Genomic DNA, 15,689 nt, shown 5'->3' on the forward strand with positions numbered 1-15,689 from the left:
CGGAGCCGGCCACTACAGGAGAGATATTTCATGGCGAGCGAAACCATTTACAGCTTCAGTGCCAAAGATATCAAAGGGCAGGAAGTTTCAATGGACGATTATCGGGGCAAGGTTCTGCTTATCGTAAATACGGCCTCAAAATGTGGTTTTACGCCCCAATTTGAGGGGCTGCAGACGCTCCATGACGAATTGGGGGAGCGTGGGTTTGAGGTGCTGGGTTTCCCCTGTAACCAGTTCATGAATCAGGATCCTGGTAACGACGATGCCATCAGCCAGTTCTGTTCCCTGAACTACGGTGTCAGTTTCCCCATGTTCGCCAAGATTGAGGTGAACGGTGACGGCACGCATCCGCTGTTTCGGTTCCTGAAACGTGAGGCCAAAGGTCTGATGGGTTCTGAGAAAGTGAAGTGGAATTTCACCAAGTTTCTGGTCAACCGGGAAGGTCAGGTTGTGCGGCGCTATGCGCCAACGGCGAAGCCGGCCGACATCCGCGCCGATATCGAGAAATTGCTCTGACCATGACAGATAACGATCAGATACTGGCGCTTGATAACCAGATCTGTTTTGCACTGTATGCAGCGAACCGGGCGGTGACTGCCAGGTACCGGCCGTTACTGGAGGAGCTGGGGCTGACCTATCCCCAATACCTGGTCATGCTGGTGATGTGGGAAGCGGACCGTGAGGGAATCAAGCCGCGGGTCAGCGACCTGGGGGCCAGATTAAGACTGGACTCGGGCACTTTGACGCCGCTGCTTAAACGCCTGGAGCAGCGGGATCTGTTGCAACGGGCTCGGCTCGCCGAGGATGAGCGGGTGGTTCGGCTGAGGCTGACCAATGCCGGACGGGCGCTGCGGGCCAAGGCGGCGAACGTGCCTGGCCGACTTATGTGTGGTCTGGATATTGATCCGGAGCGATTGCTGTCACTGCGACAGGAGCTCAGGAGTCTGTTGGAGATTCTGGAGGCAGTGGAGCCCAGCGAGCGATAACCGCCCTGAGTTCGTCACGATTGTAGGGCTTGGTGATGTAGTCATTCATGCCCGATGCCAGGCAATCCTCCCGGTCGCCCTGCATCACATTGGCGGTTACCGCAATGACGGGTAGCGTCTGCCATTGGGGGTTCTGGCGGATAGCACGGGTTGCTTCGTAACCATCCATAACCGGCATCTGGCAGTCCATCAGCACCAGGTCGTAAGTTTTGTTTTGCAGTGCCTCAAGGGCTCTGCGCCCGTTCTCCGCGTGATCTACCCGGTGCCCCAGTTTCTTCAACAGGCTGCTGGCCACCAACTGGTTGACCTGATTGTCTTCCACCAACAGGATGTTGAGAGCCGGTATCGGTGGCTGGCCTGTGCCAAGCGACCGATCCGGGCGTGTTGATTGCCCACCCGAATCCAGTCCGCCGGCTGCGCAGAGGCATCGGAACAGGTCGTCCCTTCGCAGCGGCAGTGCCACGACGCAGTGTCTGGGGTGATTGCTGGTTGCGGTTCCGGACTGATCGGCCAGAATCACCCCTTCTCCTCGCCAGTCATTGGCAAAGGCAAGGCTTTCCCGGGGCGAATTTGCGGCATCAATCAGCAGGATTCCTTCCGGATGTCGACTGGCACTGCGCACCGGTATGTTCCAGGAGCGCAACTGGGACTCGATGGCCAGTCTGTGAGGGTTGCTCTGGGGCAGGGCCATGGCAATACCAATATCGCTCAGGCGTCGTAGCACGCCTGCTTCGATCGCCGGCTCATCGCCCTGGTGTACCGGAAGCGGCAGGGTCACGGTAAAGTGGGTTCCGGCGCCTTCCTTGGAATCCACCAGAATCTGGCCATGCATTCGCTCCACCAGTTGTCTGCAGAGTGTCAGCCCAAGCCCGGTTCCGCCATAGAGGCGGGTGGTGTCAGTATCGGCCTGGGAAAACGGTGAGAAGATCCGGTGAAGCCCTTCTCTCGACATACCGATCCCGGTGTCGATGACTTCCAGTCGCAAGCTGCCCCCGGACCAGCTGGTGCGAATCTTTACTGTGCCTGCATCGGTGAATTTGATGGCATTGCTGAGCAGATTGTTCAGAATCTGACGGGTACGGGTGGGGTCCCCCAGAAAATGTTCTGGCAAATCCGGCGCGGTCTCGTTAACCAGGTTAATGCCTTTGCGCCGGGCTTGTTGAGTGTGCAGGGTTGCGCATTCTTCAATCAGTTTTCTCATGCTGAAAGGAATGCTTTCCAGGGAGAGTTTGCCAGCCTCTACCTTGGAGATGTCGAGAATGTCGTTGAGCAGGCCAAGTAAGCTCTCACCGGCATTCAGAGCGATTTCCAGGCGATTGCGTTGACCTGCGTCTTTCTCGCTTTCCAGTGCCAGACCCAGCATGCCCAGAACACCGTTGAGTGGTGTGCGAATTTCGTGGCTCATGCTTGCCAGAAAGTTGGCCCGGGCGCGAGCTCTGCGAACAGCGTCTTCCTTGGCGCGGACCAGCGCCCGGTTACCGCGCAGCAAAGCTTCATTCTTTTCAGATATCTCCCGGGTGCGGTCCTCCACTTCCCGTTCCAGCTGGCTGGAATAGTTTTTCATGGCGCTTTCGGCGGATCGCAGCTTGGCCACGCTCACTTCCATGTTTTCCAGGTGCTGGTTGATGATGCCCACCATGGTGCCGATTTCATCACCTTTGTGGTTTTCCGGAATCGGAAGCCGGACTTTCTCCGGAGAACTTGCCCGCACCTGACTGAGGGCGTTGATGACGTTCATCATGGGCCGGGTCAACACAAAATAGAAAATGGCGAGCAGTACACCGGAGAGCGCAAGGCTTTTCAGCAGCCCGATAATCAGGGTATTGGTCGCCCGGGTGAGAAACTGTATGCCGTAATGATAGGTGTCGATGGTTACAACAAGCTGGCCCAGAGGCAGATCCGCCAATTGCGGCACCTGCAGTTCCTCATTGAACACGCGGCTGGCGCCAAACAGCAGATCGCTGATCCAGCGATAGCGGGAAACCGGGCTGCTCTGGCTGGCCGCAGCCATGGTCTGGCCATCGCTGTCAATAATTCGGGCATCTATGGTGGCAGGGTGTTGCAAGAGGCCGTCGAGCAGCTCCTCCGCGAGCCGGACATCAATGTTGTAGGCAATCTGGGAGGCCGGGCTCTGGCTGATTTCAATCAGGGCGCGAACTTCGCGATCCATCGATTCCCGGGCGGTGAAGTAGTCCAGGGTGATCTGGATCAGGTTCAGTACCAGGCCCAACACCATGGCCACCAGGACCGTGTCCCGGGTGAGGCGATAGGAGAGCCGTTGCCTGATTCTGTTAAACACGATGGCGCGTCATCCTTGAGATCATTAGCGTTGACTGGGCCGCTTTCAGTCGTCGTAATCCGCTTTTTTCTTCCAGGTATCGTCATCCTGCAGGAAGTTGTCCCATTCCTTGTCCAGCTTGGAATGGTTTTCCTCATTCATCTTGCCTTCTGTGCTCATTTCCTCAAGTTCCTTGATGCGGGTACGGAAGCTCTTCACCGCTTTCATGGCCAGAGGATTATCCCGGGATTTTCCCATTTCGGTGCTGGCAAGGTGGTAAGCGTGAATGGCCTTGCGGATCTGGTTCTGGCGAATGAAATCCCGGGCCTGGAATACGTGCAGGTCGGCGTGGGTTTTGTGCACCAGAAACAGAACATACTTCAGATTCTTCTTGGCGGTGGCAGAGTCTATCCGACCGGCTTTGTGCATGGCCTCAATCAGCTTGAACAAGGCCTGGAGCAGTTCTTTGATGTAGGTGGACTTTTCCGGAGAGTCGACTTTTACGGGTGGGCGCTGGTCGTTCTTTTCCAGAATCTGCTTCTTGGTTTGCGCAATATTCTCCAGCCACTGTTTTACTGGCTGATCACTCTTCAGCGCAGTCAGTTCATGACAGGCATCCTCCATACGCTTGAGCAGCAACAGTTTGAGGTCTGGCGTGAGGTATTGGCCGGGAATCTCGGTAAGCAGGCGGTAGGCCTTGTTGTAGGCATCTTCCTGAGCCGTCATTTTGCGAACGCGTTCGATCCTCGCTTTTTCCCGCATCTGGCTGAAAACGATAATAACCAGGGAAACGGTGACGATCGCGGCGAGCAGCAGCACAATGGTAGTGGTATCCATGGTGTGGGGTTAGGCTCCGGATTGAATGAACGTCTGGCCCGAGGGCTTGTTTTATTGGTTTTGATATTATTCGGTAACGCCCTGAAAGCCTAGCAGAAATACGCTATCCCGTCCTTTTCAGGTTGTAATCAGGGTAGTAGGTTCATTTATTACGTGAATTTTCAGATTCCTGTATATTGCGGAAATGAATAATACACCCTGCTGCTGACGGTGAGGTCTGGCTGCCTATGGACATTTCCCGCGTTGATCTGAACCTGCTTGTGTACCTGGATGTGCTGTTGCGGGAGCGCAATGTAACCAAGGCGGCTAATCACCTTGGCATCACTCAGCCGGCCATGAGTAACGGTTTGCGGAGGCTGCGGGATCTGTTTGGCGATCCCCTGCTGGTGCGAACCAGTGAAGGCATGACGGCCACCGAGCGGGCCAGGGAATTGCAGCCACTGGTTCGCGGGATTCTATCGGATATCGAGCAGGCGGTGCAGGAAAAAACACCGTTTGCGGCCAGTGAGAGCCAGCGGGTGTTCCGGATCATGGCCAGTGATTACGCGGAATCCTGCCTGATGCCACGGGTGTTGCGCCGTATCCGACAGGAAGCACCGCATGTCACGCTGGATGTTCTGACGCCCAGTGACGTCAGTTTTCTGGATGTGGAGCAGGGTCGCCTGGACATGGCGATTAACCGTTTCGACAAGATTCCCCAGTCGTTTCATCAGAAAACCCTCTGGACGGAATACTTTGCGTGCCTGATGAACGCCCGGAACCCGATCCTGAAAGAGCCGTTTACACTGGATACCTATCTGGACGCCAGCCATATCTGGGTCAGCAAGACCGGTTTTGGTGTCGGGGTGGGGGTGAATCCGAAGGATGTTCAACGCCTGGGCTGGGTGGACGAGGCACTGGGCAGAATGGGGCGCAAGCGCCAGATTTCCGTGTTTACGCGCCATTATCAGGTGGCGATGCTGCTAGCGGAACAACACGATCTGATCGCCACGCTGCCATCGAGAGCAGCCTGGCTGCAAAAAGATAATCCAAATCTGGTGGTTAAGGTGCCGCCTTTTGAGATTCCGCCCTTTGAACTCAAGATGGCCTGGAGCCCGCTGCTGCAGCACAACTCGGACCATCAGTGGCTGCGCAAACTGATTGTGGAAGTGGCGGAAGAAGTGGATGAGGAATTTGCGCCATTCGGGGCCAGTTTCGAGTCACCTCAGGCGGTTCAGGTGTCCCACTCAGAGCGGTAGTTCGCGTAACTCCAGAGAGGGGCGCGCGGCGTCCCACATTTTCTGGAACGCCTCTTCCATCAGCCGGACCCGCCGGCCGGCGGAAAAATCGGCAAAGCCCTCGGTCTTGTCAAAGCTGTGTCGGTACAACACGCCCTGGCGGTCGACCAGCAGGAAGGGCTGATCCTCCATGGGGTAGTCCTCGTTCACCAGCCGGAGCTCAATGCGGCTGGTGAGCCGGCGCATCAGTTCTACCAGTTGGTGTCGTCGTTGCACTAATGGCTTGTCGTCGTGAATCAACAAACGGACCTCGCTCAGTCGATGGCGACGGGCGAGGGCAGAGACCAATTCCCGCAGGCGATGCCTGTCGTAGAATTCATGGTCCAGAATCCGGTCGTAAAGCCATAGGCGCTGGCCAGCCTGGCCAACCAGGGAATCCATCAGGTTCATGAAGGATGAGGGCTGGTCAAACAGCCAGGATTCCTCATCGGCTCCCAGGATTAACGGGTTGCTGCGTCCTGCACCGGCCCGATGGGCGAGATCCGGTGCCAGACAGCGCATGTCGAGGTGCGGAATGCCGGCATCCTCATAGGGGGTAAGCGAACAGATGTGGAAGCCGCATCGTTGGTAAAAACCAGTGGCATGTTCCTGGGCTGAGAGCCGGAGTTCCTGGTAACGGCCGGCAGACTCGGCGATCAGGTGCCTGAGCAGGGTTTCTCCAACACCTTTGCCCCGGGCTTCCGGTAACACGGCCATGCGGCCGATGTAGCCGGTTTCTTCCAGGGCGGAAAACAGGCGGGCGGTGGCCACGGGTTGGTTGGACGCATCGACGGCAAGATAATGATCAGCAATCTCGTCGGTGTCATCCCACTCAAGCTCTGGCGGCACCTTCTGCTCATCGATAAACACCCGCTGGCGAATCTCGCGAACCGACCCGGGTGCCAGTTGCCAGCTGTATTTTCGAAATCTCAGATCCATGGCTTACTCGAAATAGATCGAGCCCTGGTTGTAGAGGTTAGTTAACAGCCCCAGCAAGGCTTCGTCGCCGGCAAATTCCGCCAGTGTCGCCATATCAATGCGGGAGCGGGCACAGAGCAGGGGGGCCAGCGGACGGGCATCGCCCTTGAGCAGAAACTGTTCGCCATCAACAAACAGGGCGGTCTCATCATTCAGCTCATGGTAAGCGAAGCGGGAGCCTTCGTTCCAGCGCAGCTGTTCGCCGGCCCGGATGGCTTCGGCCAGATCATCAGGCTCAGCCGGCTCGTCGGCAGGAACGACGATGTCCATGCTTTTGGGGGCGGTGGCGAACTGCCCGAACCAAAGGGCCAGATTGCGGCGATCACCGAGTTGCTCCCGAATCACGGCGTCGAGACGGTCGACTACATCGGCGCCGATGGTTCCGGGGTTCTCCTGAACGTGAAGATCCGGGTCATCCAGATGTTCAGCCGCTTTTTCCTTCTGGCTCAGGTAGTCGGTAAAGCTGGTCAGTACGTCGTCGACGGTAGGTGCCCGAAAACCCACAGACAGGGTAATGCAGTCGTCTTCCGCCACCCCATGATGGCCAACGCCCGGTGGCAGGTACAGCATGTCACCCGACGCCAGGGTCACGGTTTCTTCACCGTCCCAACTGCTCAGAATTCGTAAGGGTGTACCCTCTACCCGGGGCGATCTGTGGTCACAGTGTCCGCCGAAGGTCCAGCGTCGGTGGCCCTGGGCCTGCAGCAGAAACACGTCATACATATCGTAGTGGGGCCCAACGCTACCGCCTGTCGGTGCGTAGCTGGCCATGATGTCGTCCAGCCGCCAGTTGGGGATGAACCGGAAGTTGTCGAGCAGATCAGCGATTTCCGGTACCCAGTGGTCCAGGCCCTGGACCAGCAGGGTCCAGTCCTGCTCCGGCAGCTCGCTGAAACGATCGGGAGTGAACGGGCCATTGTGAAGCTGCCAGGGTTTTCCGGCATCGTTCTCGATGACGATGCGGGATTCAACGGCTTCCTCGCAGGCCAGTCCGGCCAGCTCATCCTGGCTGACCGGGCACTGAAAACCGGGAAACGCCTGGCGGATAACCAGTGGCTTTTTCTGCCAGTAGTCGCGCAGAAATTCATTGGCTGTCAGCCCGGCAAGCATATCCATGGTGTTGCTCCTGCCTAGATGTCTTTGGCCTGGTCGATCGCGTTACCGATGTAGTTGTCCGGGGTCAGGGCGCGCAGTTCGGCCTTCGCCTGTTCCGGGATCTCCAGGGTTTCCACGAAATTCTTGATGACTTCGGGTGTCATGGCCTTGCCGCGGGTCAAGTCCTTGAGCTTTTCGTAGGGTTTCTCGATGTTGTAACGGCGCATCACAGTCTGGATCGGCTCCGCCAGTACTTCCCAGGCGTTGTTCAGGTCTTCGTTCAGACGGGCCGGGTTGATTTCCAGCTTGCCCAGACCTTTGAGGGTCGCTTCGTAGGCAATCAGGCTGTGAGCAAAGCCAACGCCCAGATTGCGTAGTACGGTAGAGTCGGTCAGATCACGCTGCCAGCGCGAAATCGGCAGCTTGGCGGACAAATGGCTGAAGAGGGCATTGGCGATGCCCAGATTGCCTTCGGAATTCTCGAAGTCGATCGGGTTCACCTTGTGGGGCATGGTGGAGGATCCGATTTCACCGGCCACGGTCTTCTGCTTGAAGTAGCCCAGCGAGATATAGCCCCAGATATCCCTGTCCAGATCGATCAGAATGGTGTTGAAGCGGGCAATGGCATCGTAAAGTTCGGCGATGTAGTCGTGGGGTTCGATCTGGGTCGTGTACGGGTTCCAGTCGAGGCCCAGGCTCTCGATGAATTCTTCGGCGTTGGCAGCCCAGTCCACGTCCGGGTAGGCAGACAGGTGGGCGTTGTAGTTACCCACCGCACCGTTGATCTTGCCCATGATTTCCACTTCACGGATCTGCATCAGCTGGCGGCGCAGGCGATAGACCACGTTGGCCAGTTCCTTGCCGACCGTGGTCGGGGAGGCGGTCTGACCGTGGGTGCGGGATAGCATGGGCTGTTCAGCGTGCTCCCGGGCCAGCTCGGCCAGCTTTTCGACCAGGTTGTCCATGGCCGGCAGCAGGCCGTGATCCAGGCCTTCGCGCAGCATCAAGCCGTGGGACAGGTTGTTGATGTCCTCTGAGGTGCAGGCAAAGTGAACAAATTCGGTCACCGCGTGCAGCTCAGGCACGTCGGCAATTTTTTCTTTGATCAGGTACTCAACCGCTTTGACGTCGTGGTTGGTGGTGCGCTCGATTTCCTTGATTCGCTCAGCATCGGCCAGACTGAACTCGTTGACCATCTTGTCCAGAAACGCATTGGCTTCGGCGGAAAACGCGGGCACTTCGGTAATCGCCGGATGGGCAGCCAGTTTCTGCAACCAGCGGATTTCGACGGTTACCCGGTTACGGATCAGGCCGTATTCACTGAAAATACTGCGAAATACACTGACTTTGCTGCCGTAGCGGCCATCGACCGGAGAAATAGCGGTCAGGGCGGTGAGTTCCATCGAAAACCTCTCAGTTCATCAAAGAAAAAGCGGGACAGGAAAATGAAGCTGCTAATGATACACCAGCCGGCTCGCTGAATCAGCGCAGCAACTCCCGGGCATGGCTGATGACCTTCTTGCGGGTGAAAATGAGTTGCCAGCGGTGGCCGCCACTTTGCCTCCACAGCACGGCAGATCGGATGCCGGCCAGCAACAGGGCCCGTACCTTGTCTGCATTTTCATTACGCTGGAGTATCTGCGGGTTGCCGGTTACCTGAATGCGCAAACGGAAGGTGCTGATGGTATCTGCATAGATCGAGGCGAGATTGCCCAGAAGGTTGCTGTGACTGTAACCGAAATGGCTGGCGGTATGCCGGGCCTGCTCGATCCTGTTGCCGATAACGTCCAGCATGTCCGGGGAGCGTTTGAGTTTGGCTTCAAGCTGGATCAGGTTGAACACGTACCGCAGGATTTCTACGTCCTGAGGTTGGCCGTGCTGGGCCAGTACCGTTGAAAGTACCGTCAATCCTTCCCGTATGTCAGACAATTCGCCGCCGTAGACATCCAGCGTTGAGGCCGGGTTGGTGGCAAACAATGAGCGAATACAGGTTTCCAGGCTGTCTTCATTGCAGTTGCCGTTATGGGCAATCTGCTGCACCAGGGTCGCAGCCTGACACAGGCCGGCCAGCGCCAGGGTCTGGTCATGCAGGGAGCGGCTCATTTGTCAGATCCTTCACTTGCCAGGCGCTCAAGTCTTGCGGGTAAAGCTTCGTTATCGCGCCAGGTTTGCTCAATAACACCGCCGCCCAGGCACACCTCACCTTGATAGAAAACCACGGATTGACCGGGAGTTACGGCACGCTGGGCGTCGTCGAAGATGACCTTCACGCCACCGTCTATGACGGTAACCTCGCAATCCTGATCCGGTTGGCGATATCGGGTTTTCGCCTTGCAGCGGAACTTCTGTGCCGGAGGTTCGCCCGCCACCCAGTCAACAGGGCCCGAGACCAGTCCCCGCGAAAACAACAGTGGGTGATGCTTGCCCTGGACGGCAATCAATACGTTCCGGTTGAGATCCTTTTCTGCCACATACCAGGGGTCGTCGCCAAACTCCGCAAGACCGCCAATGCCAAGGCCCTGACGTTGCCCTATGGTGTGATACATCAGGCCTTGATGTTTGCCAATCACCGTGCCGTCGGGCGTTTCAATGTTGCCGGGCTGAGCGGGCAGGTACTGTTTCAGAAAATCGGTAAACTTCCGTTCCCCGATAAAACAGATTCCTGTCGAATCTTTTTTATCGTGAGTAACGAACCCTTGCTCTTCAGCAATCCGGCGAACCTCCGGCTTTTCCAGTTCGCCCACCGGAAACAGGGTGCGGGCGATGCGCTGGCCGGAGACGGCATGGAGGAAGTAACTCTGGTCTTTGTTGGGGTCCAGCCCCTTGAGCAACTGGGCCTTGCCGCTACCATCGTTGAGCGGGCGCTGGCGTGTGTAATGGCCGGTCGCGATATAGTCGGCGCCCAGAGTAACGGCGTAATCCAGAAATGCCCGGAATTTTACTTCCTTGTTGCAGAGGATGTCCGGATTGGGGGTTCGGCCGGCACTGTATTCCGACAGAAAATGCTCGAATACCCGGTCCCAGTACTCCGCGGCGAAGCTGGCGGTGTGCAGTTTGATGCCGATGGCGTCTGCAACAGCCTGGGCATCTGCCAGATCAGTCATTGCAGTACAGTATTCGGTCCCGTCGTCCTCGTCCCAGTTTTTCATAAACAGGCCTTCCACCTGGTACCCCTGATCTTTCAGGAGCCAGGCCGCAACGGAGGAATCCACGCCGCCGGACATGCCGACGATCACGCGGGTGTGCTCGGGGGATTGGGGCTCAGTATTCTGGGTCATTTCGTCTGGGAACCGGTCAAAAGCGCGAATTTTAACATCATCCGGTGATTACGTCTGTCCATCCACAACCACATCAAGGGGGAATTTGCGTCCGTTTCGGTAATCCTCGATGCACTGGAGCACCAGGGGGCTTCGAAGCTGGTCACCGAGTTTCCGGATTTCCTCCGGCGTCAGCCAGTGAGGGCCGATGATGCCGGTATCAAGCTTGTCGGTGGCGTGCCGGAGGGCTTTGGCGGCATAACAGAACCGGTAGTAGGTGACACCATTGGCGGGGGCCTTGTAGGTGTAGATGCCGAGGAAATAAACCGGTTCTATCTCCCACCCGGTCTCTTCGAGGGTTTCCCGGCGTACGGCATCCAGAATGGCCTCGTTCTCCTCGATATGGCCTGCGGGTTGATTGAAAACCACCTTCCCGCCACTGACTTCCTCAACCAGAAGAAACCGGCCCTGATCGTCTTCAACAACCACCGCCACGGTGGCATGGGGTTTCCAGGTCATGATCGGTGACGCCTCCTTTTGGGCCTGGTTGATAGTTTCGGGGGAGTGTCGGGCAGATTGACCGTAACACTTCGGTATTCGCCGGGCTTCAGGTTATCCAGGGTCCAGTCCCCGATGCGGACCCGGATCAGTCTCAAGGTAGGGTAGCCCACCGCCGCCGTCATTCGGCGAACCTGCCGGTTTTTGCCTTCGGTAATAGTCAGCGCCAGCCAAGTGGTAGGCACATTCTGTCGAAATCTCACCGGCGGATTGCGGGGCCACAGGTCGGGTGTTTCAAGTCGCTCCGCTCTGGCCGGCCGCGTGATTCCGTCTTTCAACACGACACCTTTGCGAAGCTTGTGCAGGGCCTCGTCTGTGAGCTCACCTTCGACCTGAACCCAGTAAGTCTTGGGCATTTTGTTGGTGGGCGATGCGATACGATGCTGTAATGCGCCCTGGTCGGTGAGCAGTAAAAGCCCTTCGGAATCGTAATCGAGTCGACCGGCCGGATAAACGCCGGGTTGGTCAATCCAGTCGGCTAGGGTAGCTCTGGGAGGGCTGGCGCGCTCGTCGGTAAACTGACTCAATACGTGAAACGGCTTGTTGAAGAGAATCAGCTTCGCCATAGGTGAAGTCCTGTGCCGGAAATGCGCGAAAGCGCCAAGACTACTGCAATCACCGTTGATTAAAAAGCACGAAGCCTCCCCACCGGCAGAACCGGCGGGAAAAGGAAAGAAAGGGCAGGCTGCCGGCGTTGGCTGAGGGCTTCAGGCAACGCCTGGCATCAGCCGTTTACAGCACGGGGCGTGTAGCTCTCGTTGCTGTTGCTGGATTGAGCCGCCTGATCCGACGAATTCGATGCCGTTTTTGCCCCGGTCTCTCTGGACGGAACCTCGTCCGGAACAATGTTAATGGCGTGGACGCCCTTGTCACTGGGCTTCTTGTCGAACGTTACCGTCTGACCGGCCTTGAGGGTTTTGTAGCCATCCATCTGGACTGAGGAGAAATGGGCAAACAGGTCATCGCTGCAGCCATCTTCAATGATGAAGCCGTATCCCTTGGCATTATTGAACCATTTGACTTTGCCTCTTGGCATGATGAACTCCCCTGTTCCTTTGCTGTCACTTTGGGAGGCGCTGACTGTTCCTCTGTACTTGGTGCCCGTGTATGGCGGGCAAGTTCCAGAGGCTCGGCAGGTGCTCCCTTATTATTGGTCTTGTGTGTTGAATTCACAGCGCCCTGGTGGCGCCGGAACTGTTGCCAACAACGTGAAACCGGTATTGGCTGTGGTTTCCGGTTACACGATGAAGTATGAGTTTACATTCTTTAACAATGCACATTAACTGTCGGCCAAACCGGCGCCTGAGTCAAGTGCCGGATACTGCGGAACAGGTGGTTCTGGCAGGTCTGTAAGCGGTATCATGTTCGTATTGATAAACAACGCACGCTTGTGGGCAGTGTTGGCTTGAAAACACGCTGCCACGCATCCACATTTAAGTCAGGAACCGAATAACCGGTATATGGAACCATGCGGACAATTGAGAATTCTCTACTAGTATTCAATCAGGGGGAGGATGAACAACCCGGTCGCCATGAGGGGGTCAGTGTTGCGCCGGAGAAGCCTGCCCTGAAGCGCCCGGCGCGTTACCGGGTTGTGCTTCTGAATGATGATTACACACCCATGGATTTTGTGGTGGACGTACTGATGAAGTTCTTCGCCATGAACGAAGAAAAGGCGACGCAGGTGATGCTGCTCGTCCATACGCAGGGAAAAGCCGTATGTGGGGTATATACCCGAGACATCGCGGAAACAAAGGCAGCACAGGTGAACCAGTATTCCTCGGAATGCGAACATCCGCTCCTTTGCGAGATTGAACGTGCGGACTGACAGACGTTGGGGTGGCCCATGCTGAGTAAAGATCTGGAAATTACGCTGAATACGGCCTTCAAAAATGCGAGGGACAAGCGTCATGAATTCATGACGGTAGAGCATTTGTTGCTGGCCCTTCTCGACAACGAATCGGCAGTGGGTGTCCTGAAAGCCTGTGGTGCAGACCTGAAGCGCCTTGAGGAAGAGTTGGTAGAGTTTGTGGACTCCACCACCCCCCTGATCCCTAGCTCCGACAGTGAGCGCGAAACCCAACCCACTTTGGGGTTCCAGCGGGTACTGCAGAGAGCGGTATTCCATGTGCAGTCGTCTGGCAAGAAGGAGGTAACCGGAGCAAACGTACTGGTAGCCATCTTCAGTGAGCAGGAAAGCCAGGCGGTTTATGTGCTGAAAAAACAGAATATTGCCCGGATTGACGTGGTTAATTTCGTATCCCATGGTATCTCCCGGGTTCAGGGAGCAGAGGACCAGGAAGGCGCGGATCACGCTGCCCAGGACGAAGCAGCGGAAGAGGGCGGTCATTCCCGTCCGCTGGAGAGCTACGCCACTAACCTCAACGAACAGGCACGGCAGGGTCGTATTGATCCGCTGATTGGCCGTGAGCATGAGGTTGAGCGGGTGGTACAGATTCTGGTTCGCCGCCGCAAGAACAACCCCTTGCTGGTGGGCGAGGCCGGCGTTGGCAAGACAGCCATTGCCGAGGGTCTGGCCAAGAGGATTGTGGACGGGCAGGTGCCGGAGATTATTTCGGATGCCGTCGTCTACTCACTGGATATGGGCGCGTTACTGGCCGGTACCAAGTATCGTGGCGATTTTGAAAAACGCCTCAAGGGCCTTTTGAGTGACCTGAAGAAGCAGAATCATGCCATTCTGTTCATCGATGAGATCCACACCATCATCGGTGCCGGATCTGCGTCGGGCGGCGTGATGGATGCCTCCAACCTGCTTAAACCTATGCTCAGTTCAGGCGAACTCCGTTGCATTGGTTCGACCACGTTTCAGGAGTTCCGCGGTATTTTCGAGAAAGACAGCGCCCTGGCGCGTCGCTTCCAGAAAATTGATGTCAACGAGCCGAGCGTTGAGGACACTTACCAGATCCTCAAGGGTCTCAAGCCGAACTTCGAGAAACATCACGATCTCAAGTACACCGACAAGGCGTTGCGGGTAGCCGCAGAGCTGGCAGACCGGTACATCACCGACCGGCACCTGCCGGACAAGGCCATCGACGTGATCGACGAAGCCGGTGCACGGCAGCGGCTGCAGCCGGAAGACAAGCGCAAGAAGACCATTGACGTGACCGACATCGAAGACGTGGTCGCCAATATTGCGCGAATTCCGCCGAAGAATGTTTCCACCAGCGACAAGGATCTGCTGCGCAATCTTGAGCGCGATCTGAAAATGGTGGTGTTCGGTCAGGATCCGGCGATCGAATCCCTGTCAACCGCCATCAAGCTGGCTCGGGCAGGCCTGAAAGCGCCTGAGAAGCCGGAAGGTGCCTTCCTGTTCGCCGGGCCGACCGGTGTCGGTAAAACGGAAGTCACCAAGCAACTGGCGAAGGTGCTGGGCATCGAGCTTGTTCGCTTCGATATGTCAGAGTACATGGAGCGTCATACTGTCTCACGCCTGATTGGCGCACCTCCGGGCTATGTCGGCTATGACCAGGGCGGCCTGCTGACCGAAGCGGTCAACAAGCATCCGCACTGCGTGTTGCTGCTGGATGAGATCGAGAAGGCGCATCCTGAAGTCTTCAATCTGCTGCTGCAGGTGATGGACCACGGCACCCTGACGGATAACAATGGCCGTAAGGCGGATTTCCGCCACGTGATTCTGGTGATGACCACCAACGCGGGCGCTGAAAGCATGGCCCGTCGCTCGATCGGCTTCAATGAGCAGGATCACAGCACCGACGGCATGGAGGTGATCAGCAAAACCTTCACGCCGGAGTTCCGCAATCGACTGGATGGCATTATCCAGTTCGCCGATCTGCAGAAGGACACCATCACTCACGTGGTGGACAAGTTCCTTACCGAGCTCCAGGCGCAGCTGGACGAGAAGCATGTTGTGCTTCACGTTGATGATGCGGCCAAGCTCTGGCTGGCGGAAAAAGGCTATGACGTGACCATGGGGGCCCGGCCGATGGCGCGCCTGATCCAGGACAAGATCAAGCGCCCGCTGGCGGAGCAGATCCTGTTCGGTCGGTTATCGGAGCACGGCGGTGATGTATTCATCCAGCTCAAGGACGACGAGCTGACCTTTGATTACGAGGACGAACCGGCTGAAGCCGTGTGATACAAAAAAGCCCCGCATTTGCGGGGCTTTTCAGATGTCAGCCTGGCCGATTAACGGGCGCGGTATACGATGCGGCCCTTGCTGAGGTCGTAGGGAGTCAGCTCAACCTTGACCTTGTCACCAGTCAGAATGCGGATGTAATTCTTGCGCATTTTTCCGGAGATGTGTGCAGTCACAACGTGGCCGTTGGACAGCTCAACGCGGAACATGGTGTTGGGAAGGGTGTCGATAATAACGCCTTCCATTTCAATGACATCTGATTTCGCCATTCAGTAGAAACCTCGTTCGGAATACTTTTCGGTGATTTTAAATTGCGCAATTCTGCCT

General features: G+C 56.8%; 16 protein-coding genes. 5 read left to right on the top strand and 11 right to left on the bottom strand.

The features are described from left to right. Window positions 1–30: 30 nt before the first annotated feature. Window positions 31–516 carry a glutathione peroxidase gene (locus ACF8YQ_RS07060; protein WP_222180078.1) on the top strand — a complete coding sequence of 162 codons (486 nt, stop codon included), beginning with the start codon at window positions 31–33 and terminating at the stop codon, window positions 514–516. Between the two features lie 2 nt (window positions 517–518). Further along, window positions 519–986, top strand: coding sequence for a MarR family winged helix-turn-helix transcriptional regulator (locus ACF8YQ_RS07065; protein WP_396623008.1), 468 nt, complete (start codon window positions 519–521; stop codon window positions 984–986). On the opposite strand, the gene ACF8YQ_RS07070 is transcribed toward ACF8YQ_RS07065, so the two are convergent. Both ACF8YQ_RS07070 and ACF8YQ_RS07075 read right to left on the bottom strand, forming a co-directional pair. Continuing rightward, window positions 937–3,285 (bottom strand): ATP-binding protein, encoded by a 2,349-nt coding sequence (locus ACF8YQ_RS07070; RefSeq protein WP_396623009.1) that lies wholly within the window; start codon window positions 3,283–3,285, stop codon window positions 937–939. The two genes, ACF8YQ_RS07065 and ACF8YQ_RS07070, sit on opposite strands and share 50 nt — an antisense overlap. A 45-nt stretch (window positions 3,286–3,330) precedes the next feature. Next, complete coding sequence (locus ACF8YQ_RS07075; protein ID WP_224848767.1) at window positions 3,331–4,101, bottom strand: hypothetical protein; 771 nt, start codon at window positions 4,099–4,101, stop codon at window positions 3,331–3,333. Window positions 4,102–4,328: 227 nt separating this feature from the next. Here ACF8YQ_RS07075 and ACF8YQ_RS07080 point away from each other — a divergent pair, with 227 nt between their 5' ends. Further along, a complete protein-coding gene (locus ACF8YQ_RS07080; RefSeq protein WP_396623010.1) occupies window positions 4,329–5,339 on the top strand; it encodes a LysR family transcriptional regulator in 1,011 nt (336 codons plus the stop codon). Here the strand turns inward: ACF8YQ_RS07080 and ACF8YQ_RS07085 are convergent. From ACF8YQ_RS07085 to ACF8YQ_RS07120, 8 genes are all read right to left on the bottom strand, one after another. Beyond that, window positions 5,328–6,296 carry a GNAT family N-acetyltransferase gene (locus tag ACF8YQ_RS07085; RefSeq protein ID WP_396623011.1) on the bottom strand — a complete coding sequence of 323 codons (969 nt, stop codon included), beginning with the start codon at window positions 6,294–6,296 and terminating at the stop codon, window positions 5,328–5,330. The two genes, ACF8YQ_RS07080 and ACF8YQ_RS07085, sit on opposite strands and share 12 nt — an antisense overlap. Before the next feature lie 3 nt (window positions 6,297–6,299). After that, on the bottom strand, window positions 6,300–7,451 hold the full coding sequence (locus tag ACF8YQ_RS07090) for a JmjC domain-containing protein (RefSeq protein ID WP_396623012.1): 1,152 nt from the start codon (window positions 7,449–7,451) through the stop codon (window positions 6,300–6,302). Window positions 7,452–7,465: 14 nt separating this feature from the next. After that, entirely contained in the window at window positions 7,466–8,833 is a 1,368-nt protein-coding gene (gene purB / locus ACF8YQ_RS07095) for an adenylosuccinate lyase (RefSeq protein WP_141066874.1), read from the bottom strand. A gap of 79 nt (window positions 8,834–8,912) precedes the next feature. Then, on the bottom strand, window positions 8,913–9,533 hold the full coding sequence (gene hflD, locus ACF8YQ_RS07100; protein WP_023009997.1) for a high frequency lysogenization protein HflD: 621 nt from the start codon (window positions 9,531–9,533) through the stop codon (window positions 8,913–8,915). After that, on the bottom strand, window positions 9,530–10,708 hold the full coding sequence (gene mnmA, locus ACF8YQ_RS07105) for a tRNA 2-thiouridine(34) synthase MnmA (RefSeq protein WP_396623013.1): 1,179 nt from the start codon (window positions 10,706–10,708) through the stop codon (window positions 9,530–9,532). The genes hflD and mnmA overlap by 4 nt, the downstream gene beginning before the upstream one ends. A 48-nt stretch (window positions 10,709–10,756) precedes the next feature. Then, the gene (locus tag ACF8YQ_RS07110; protein ID WP_014421221.1) at window positions 10,757–11,206 is read right to left on the bottom strand and encodes an NUDIX hydrolase; all 450 of its coding nucleotides are present in this window, start codon (window positions 11,204–11,206) and stop codon (window positions 10,757–10,759) included. Further along, window positions 11,203–11,811: a pseudouridine synthase gene (locus ACF8YQ_RS07115; protein WP_396623014.1), complete on the bottom strand. Its 609-nt coding sequence runs from the start codon at window positions 11,809–11,811 to the stop codon at window positions 11,203–11,205. Before ACF8YQ_RS07115 ends, ACF8YQ_RS07110 begins: the two co-directional genes overlap by 4 nt. A 158-nt stretch (window positions 11,812–11,969) precedes the next feature. Beyond that, window positions 11,970–12,281, bottom strand: coding sequence for a cold shock domain-containing protein (locus tag ACF8YQ_RS07120; protein WP_014421222.1), 312 nt, complete (start codon window positions 12,279–12,281; stop codon window positions 11,970–11,972). Between the two features lie 432 nt (window positions 12,282–12,713). On the opposite strand from ACF8YQ_RS07120, the gene clpS reads away from it, so the two are divergent. Both clpS and clpA read left to right on the top strand, forming a co-directional pair. Beyond that, entirely contained in the window at window positions 12,714–13,073 is a 360-nt protein-coding gene (gene clpS, locus ACF8YQ_RS07125; protein ID WP_011785238.1) for an ATP-dependent Clp protease adapter ClpS, read from the top strand. A gap of 18 nt (window positions 13,074–13,091) precedes the next feature. After that, window positions 13,092–15,362: an ATP-dependent Clp protease ATP-binding subunit ClpA gene (clpA, locus tag ACF8YQ_RS07130; protein WP_022991058.1), complete on the top strand. Its 2,271-nt coding sequence runs from the start codon at window positions 13,092–13,094 to the stop codon at window positions 15,360–15,362. Window positions 15,363–15,412: 50 nt separating this feature from the next. Here the strand turns inward: clpA and infA are convergent, their stop codons facing one another. After that, complete coding sequence (infA, locus tag ACF8YQ_RS07135) at window positions 15,413–15,631, bottom strand: translation initiation factor IF-1 (protein WP_014421226.1); 219 nt, start codon at window positions 15,629–15,631, stop codon at window positions 15,413–15,415. Between the last annotated feature and the right edge of the window lie 58 nt (window positions 15,632–15,689).

The organism is Marinobacter sp. W-8 (assembly GCF_044342215.1).
GTDB lineage: Bacteria > Pseudomonadota > Gammaproteobacteria > Pseudomonadales > Oleiphilaceae > Marinobacter > Marinobacter nauticus.

Coding starts and splice junctions, on each gene's coding strand:
- clpS (WP_011785238.1), top strand. CDS start 12,714: ATGCGGACAATTGAGAATTCTCTACTAGTATTCAATCAGGGGGAGGAT.
- ACF8YQ_RS07075 (WP_224848767.1), bottom strand. CDS start 4,101: ATGGATACCACTACCATTGTGCTGCTGCTCGCCGCGATCGTCACCGTT.
- ACF8YQ_RS07085 (WP_396623011.1), bottom strand. CDS start 6,296: ATGGATCTGAGATTTCGAAAATACAGCTGGCAACTGGCACCCGGGTCG.
- infA (WP_014421226.1), bottom strand. CDS start 15,631: ATGGCGAAATCAGATGTCATTGAAATGGAAGGCGTTATTATCGACACC.
- mnmA (WP_396623013.1), bottom strand. CDS start 10,708: ATGACCCAGAATACTGAGCCCCAATCCCCCGAGCACACCCGCGTGATC.
- hflD (WP_023009997.1), bottom strand. CDS start 9,533: ATGAGCCGCTCCCTGCATGACCAGACCCTGGCGCTGGCCGGCCTGTGT.
- clpA (WP_022991058.1), top strand. CDS start 13,092: ATGCTGAGTAAAGATCTGGAAATTACGCTGAATACGGCCTTCAAAAAT.
- ACF8YQ_RS07080 (WP_396623010.1), top strand. CDS start 4,329: ATGGACATTTCCCGCGTTGATCTGAACCTGCTTGTGTACCTGGATGTG.
- ACF8YQ_RS07115 (WP_396623014.1), bottom strand. CDS start 11,811: ATGGCGAAGCTGATTCTCTTCAACAAGCCGTTTCACGTATTGAGTCAG.
- purB (WP_141066874.1), bottom strand. CDS start 8,833: ATGGAACTCACCGCCCTGACCGCTATTTCTCCGGTCGATGGCCGCTAC.
- ACF8YQ_RS07090 (WP_396623012.1), bottom strand. CDS start 7,451: ATGGATATGCTTGCCGGGCTGACAGCCAATGAATTTCTGCGCGACTAC.
- ACF8YQ_RS07065 (WP_396623008.1), top strand. CDS start 519: ATGACAGATAACGATCAGATACTGGCGCTTGATAACCAGATCTGTTTT.
- ACF8YQ_RS07120 (WP_014421222.1), bottom strand. CDS start 12,281: ATGCCAAGAGGCAAAGTCAAATGGTTCAATAATGCCAAGGGATACGGC.
- ACF8YQ_RS07110 (WP_014421221.1), bottom strand. CDS start 11,206: ATGACCTGGAAACCCCATGCCACCGTGGCGGTGGTTGTTGAAGACGAT.
- ACF8YQ_RS07060 (WP_222180078.1), top strand. CDS start 31: ATGGCGAGCGAAACCATTTACAGCTTCAGTGCCAAAGATATCAAAGGG.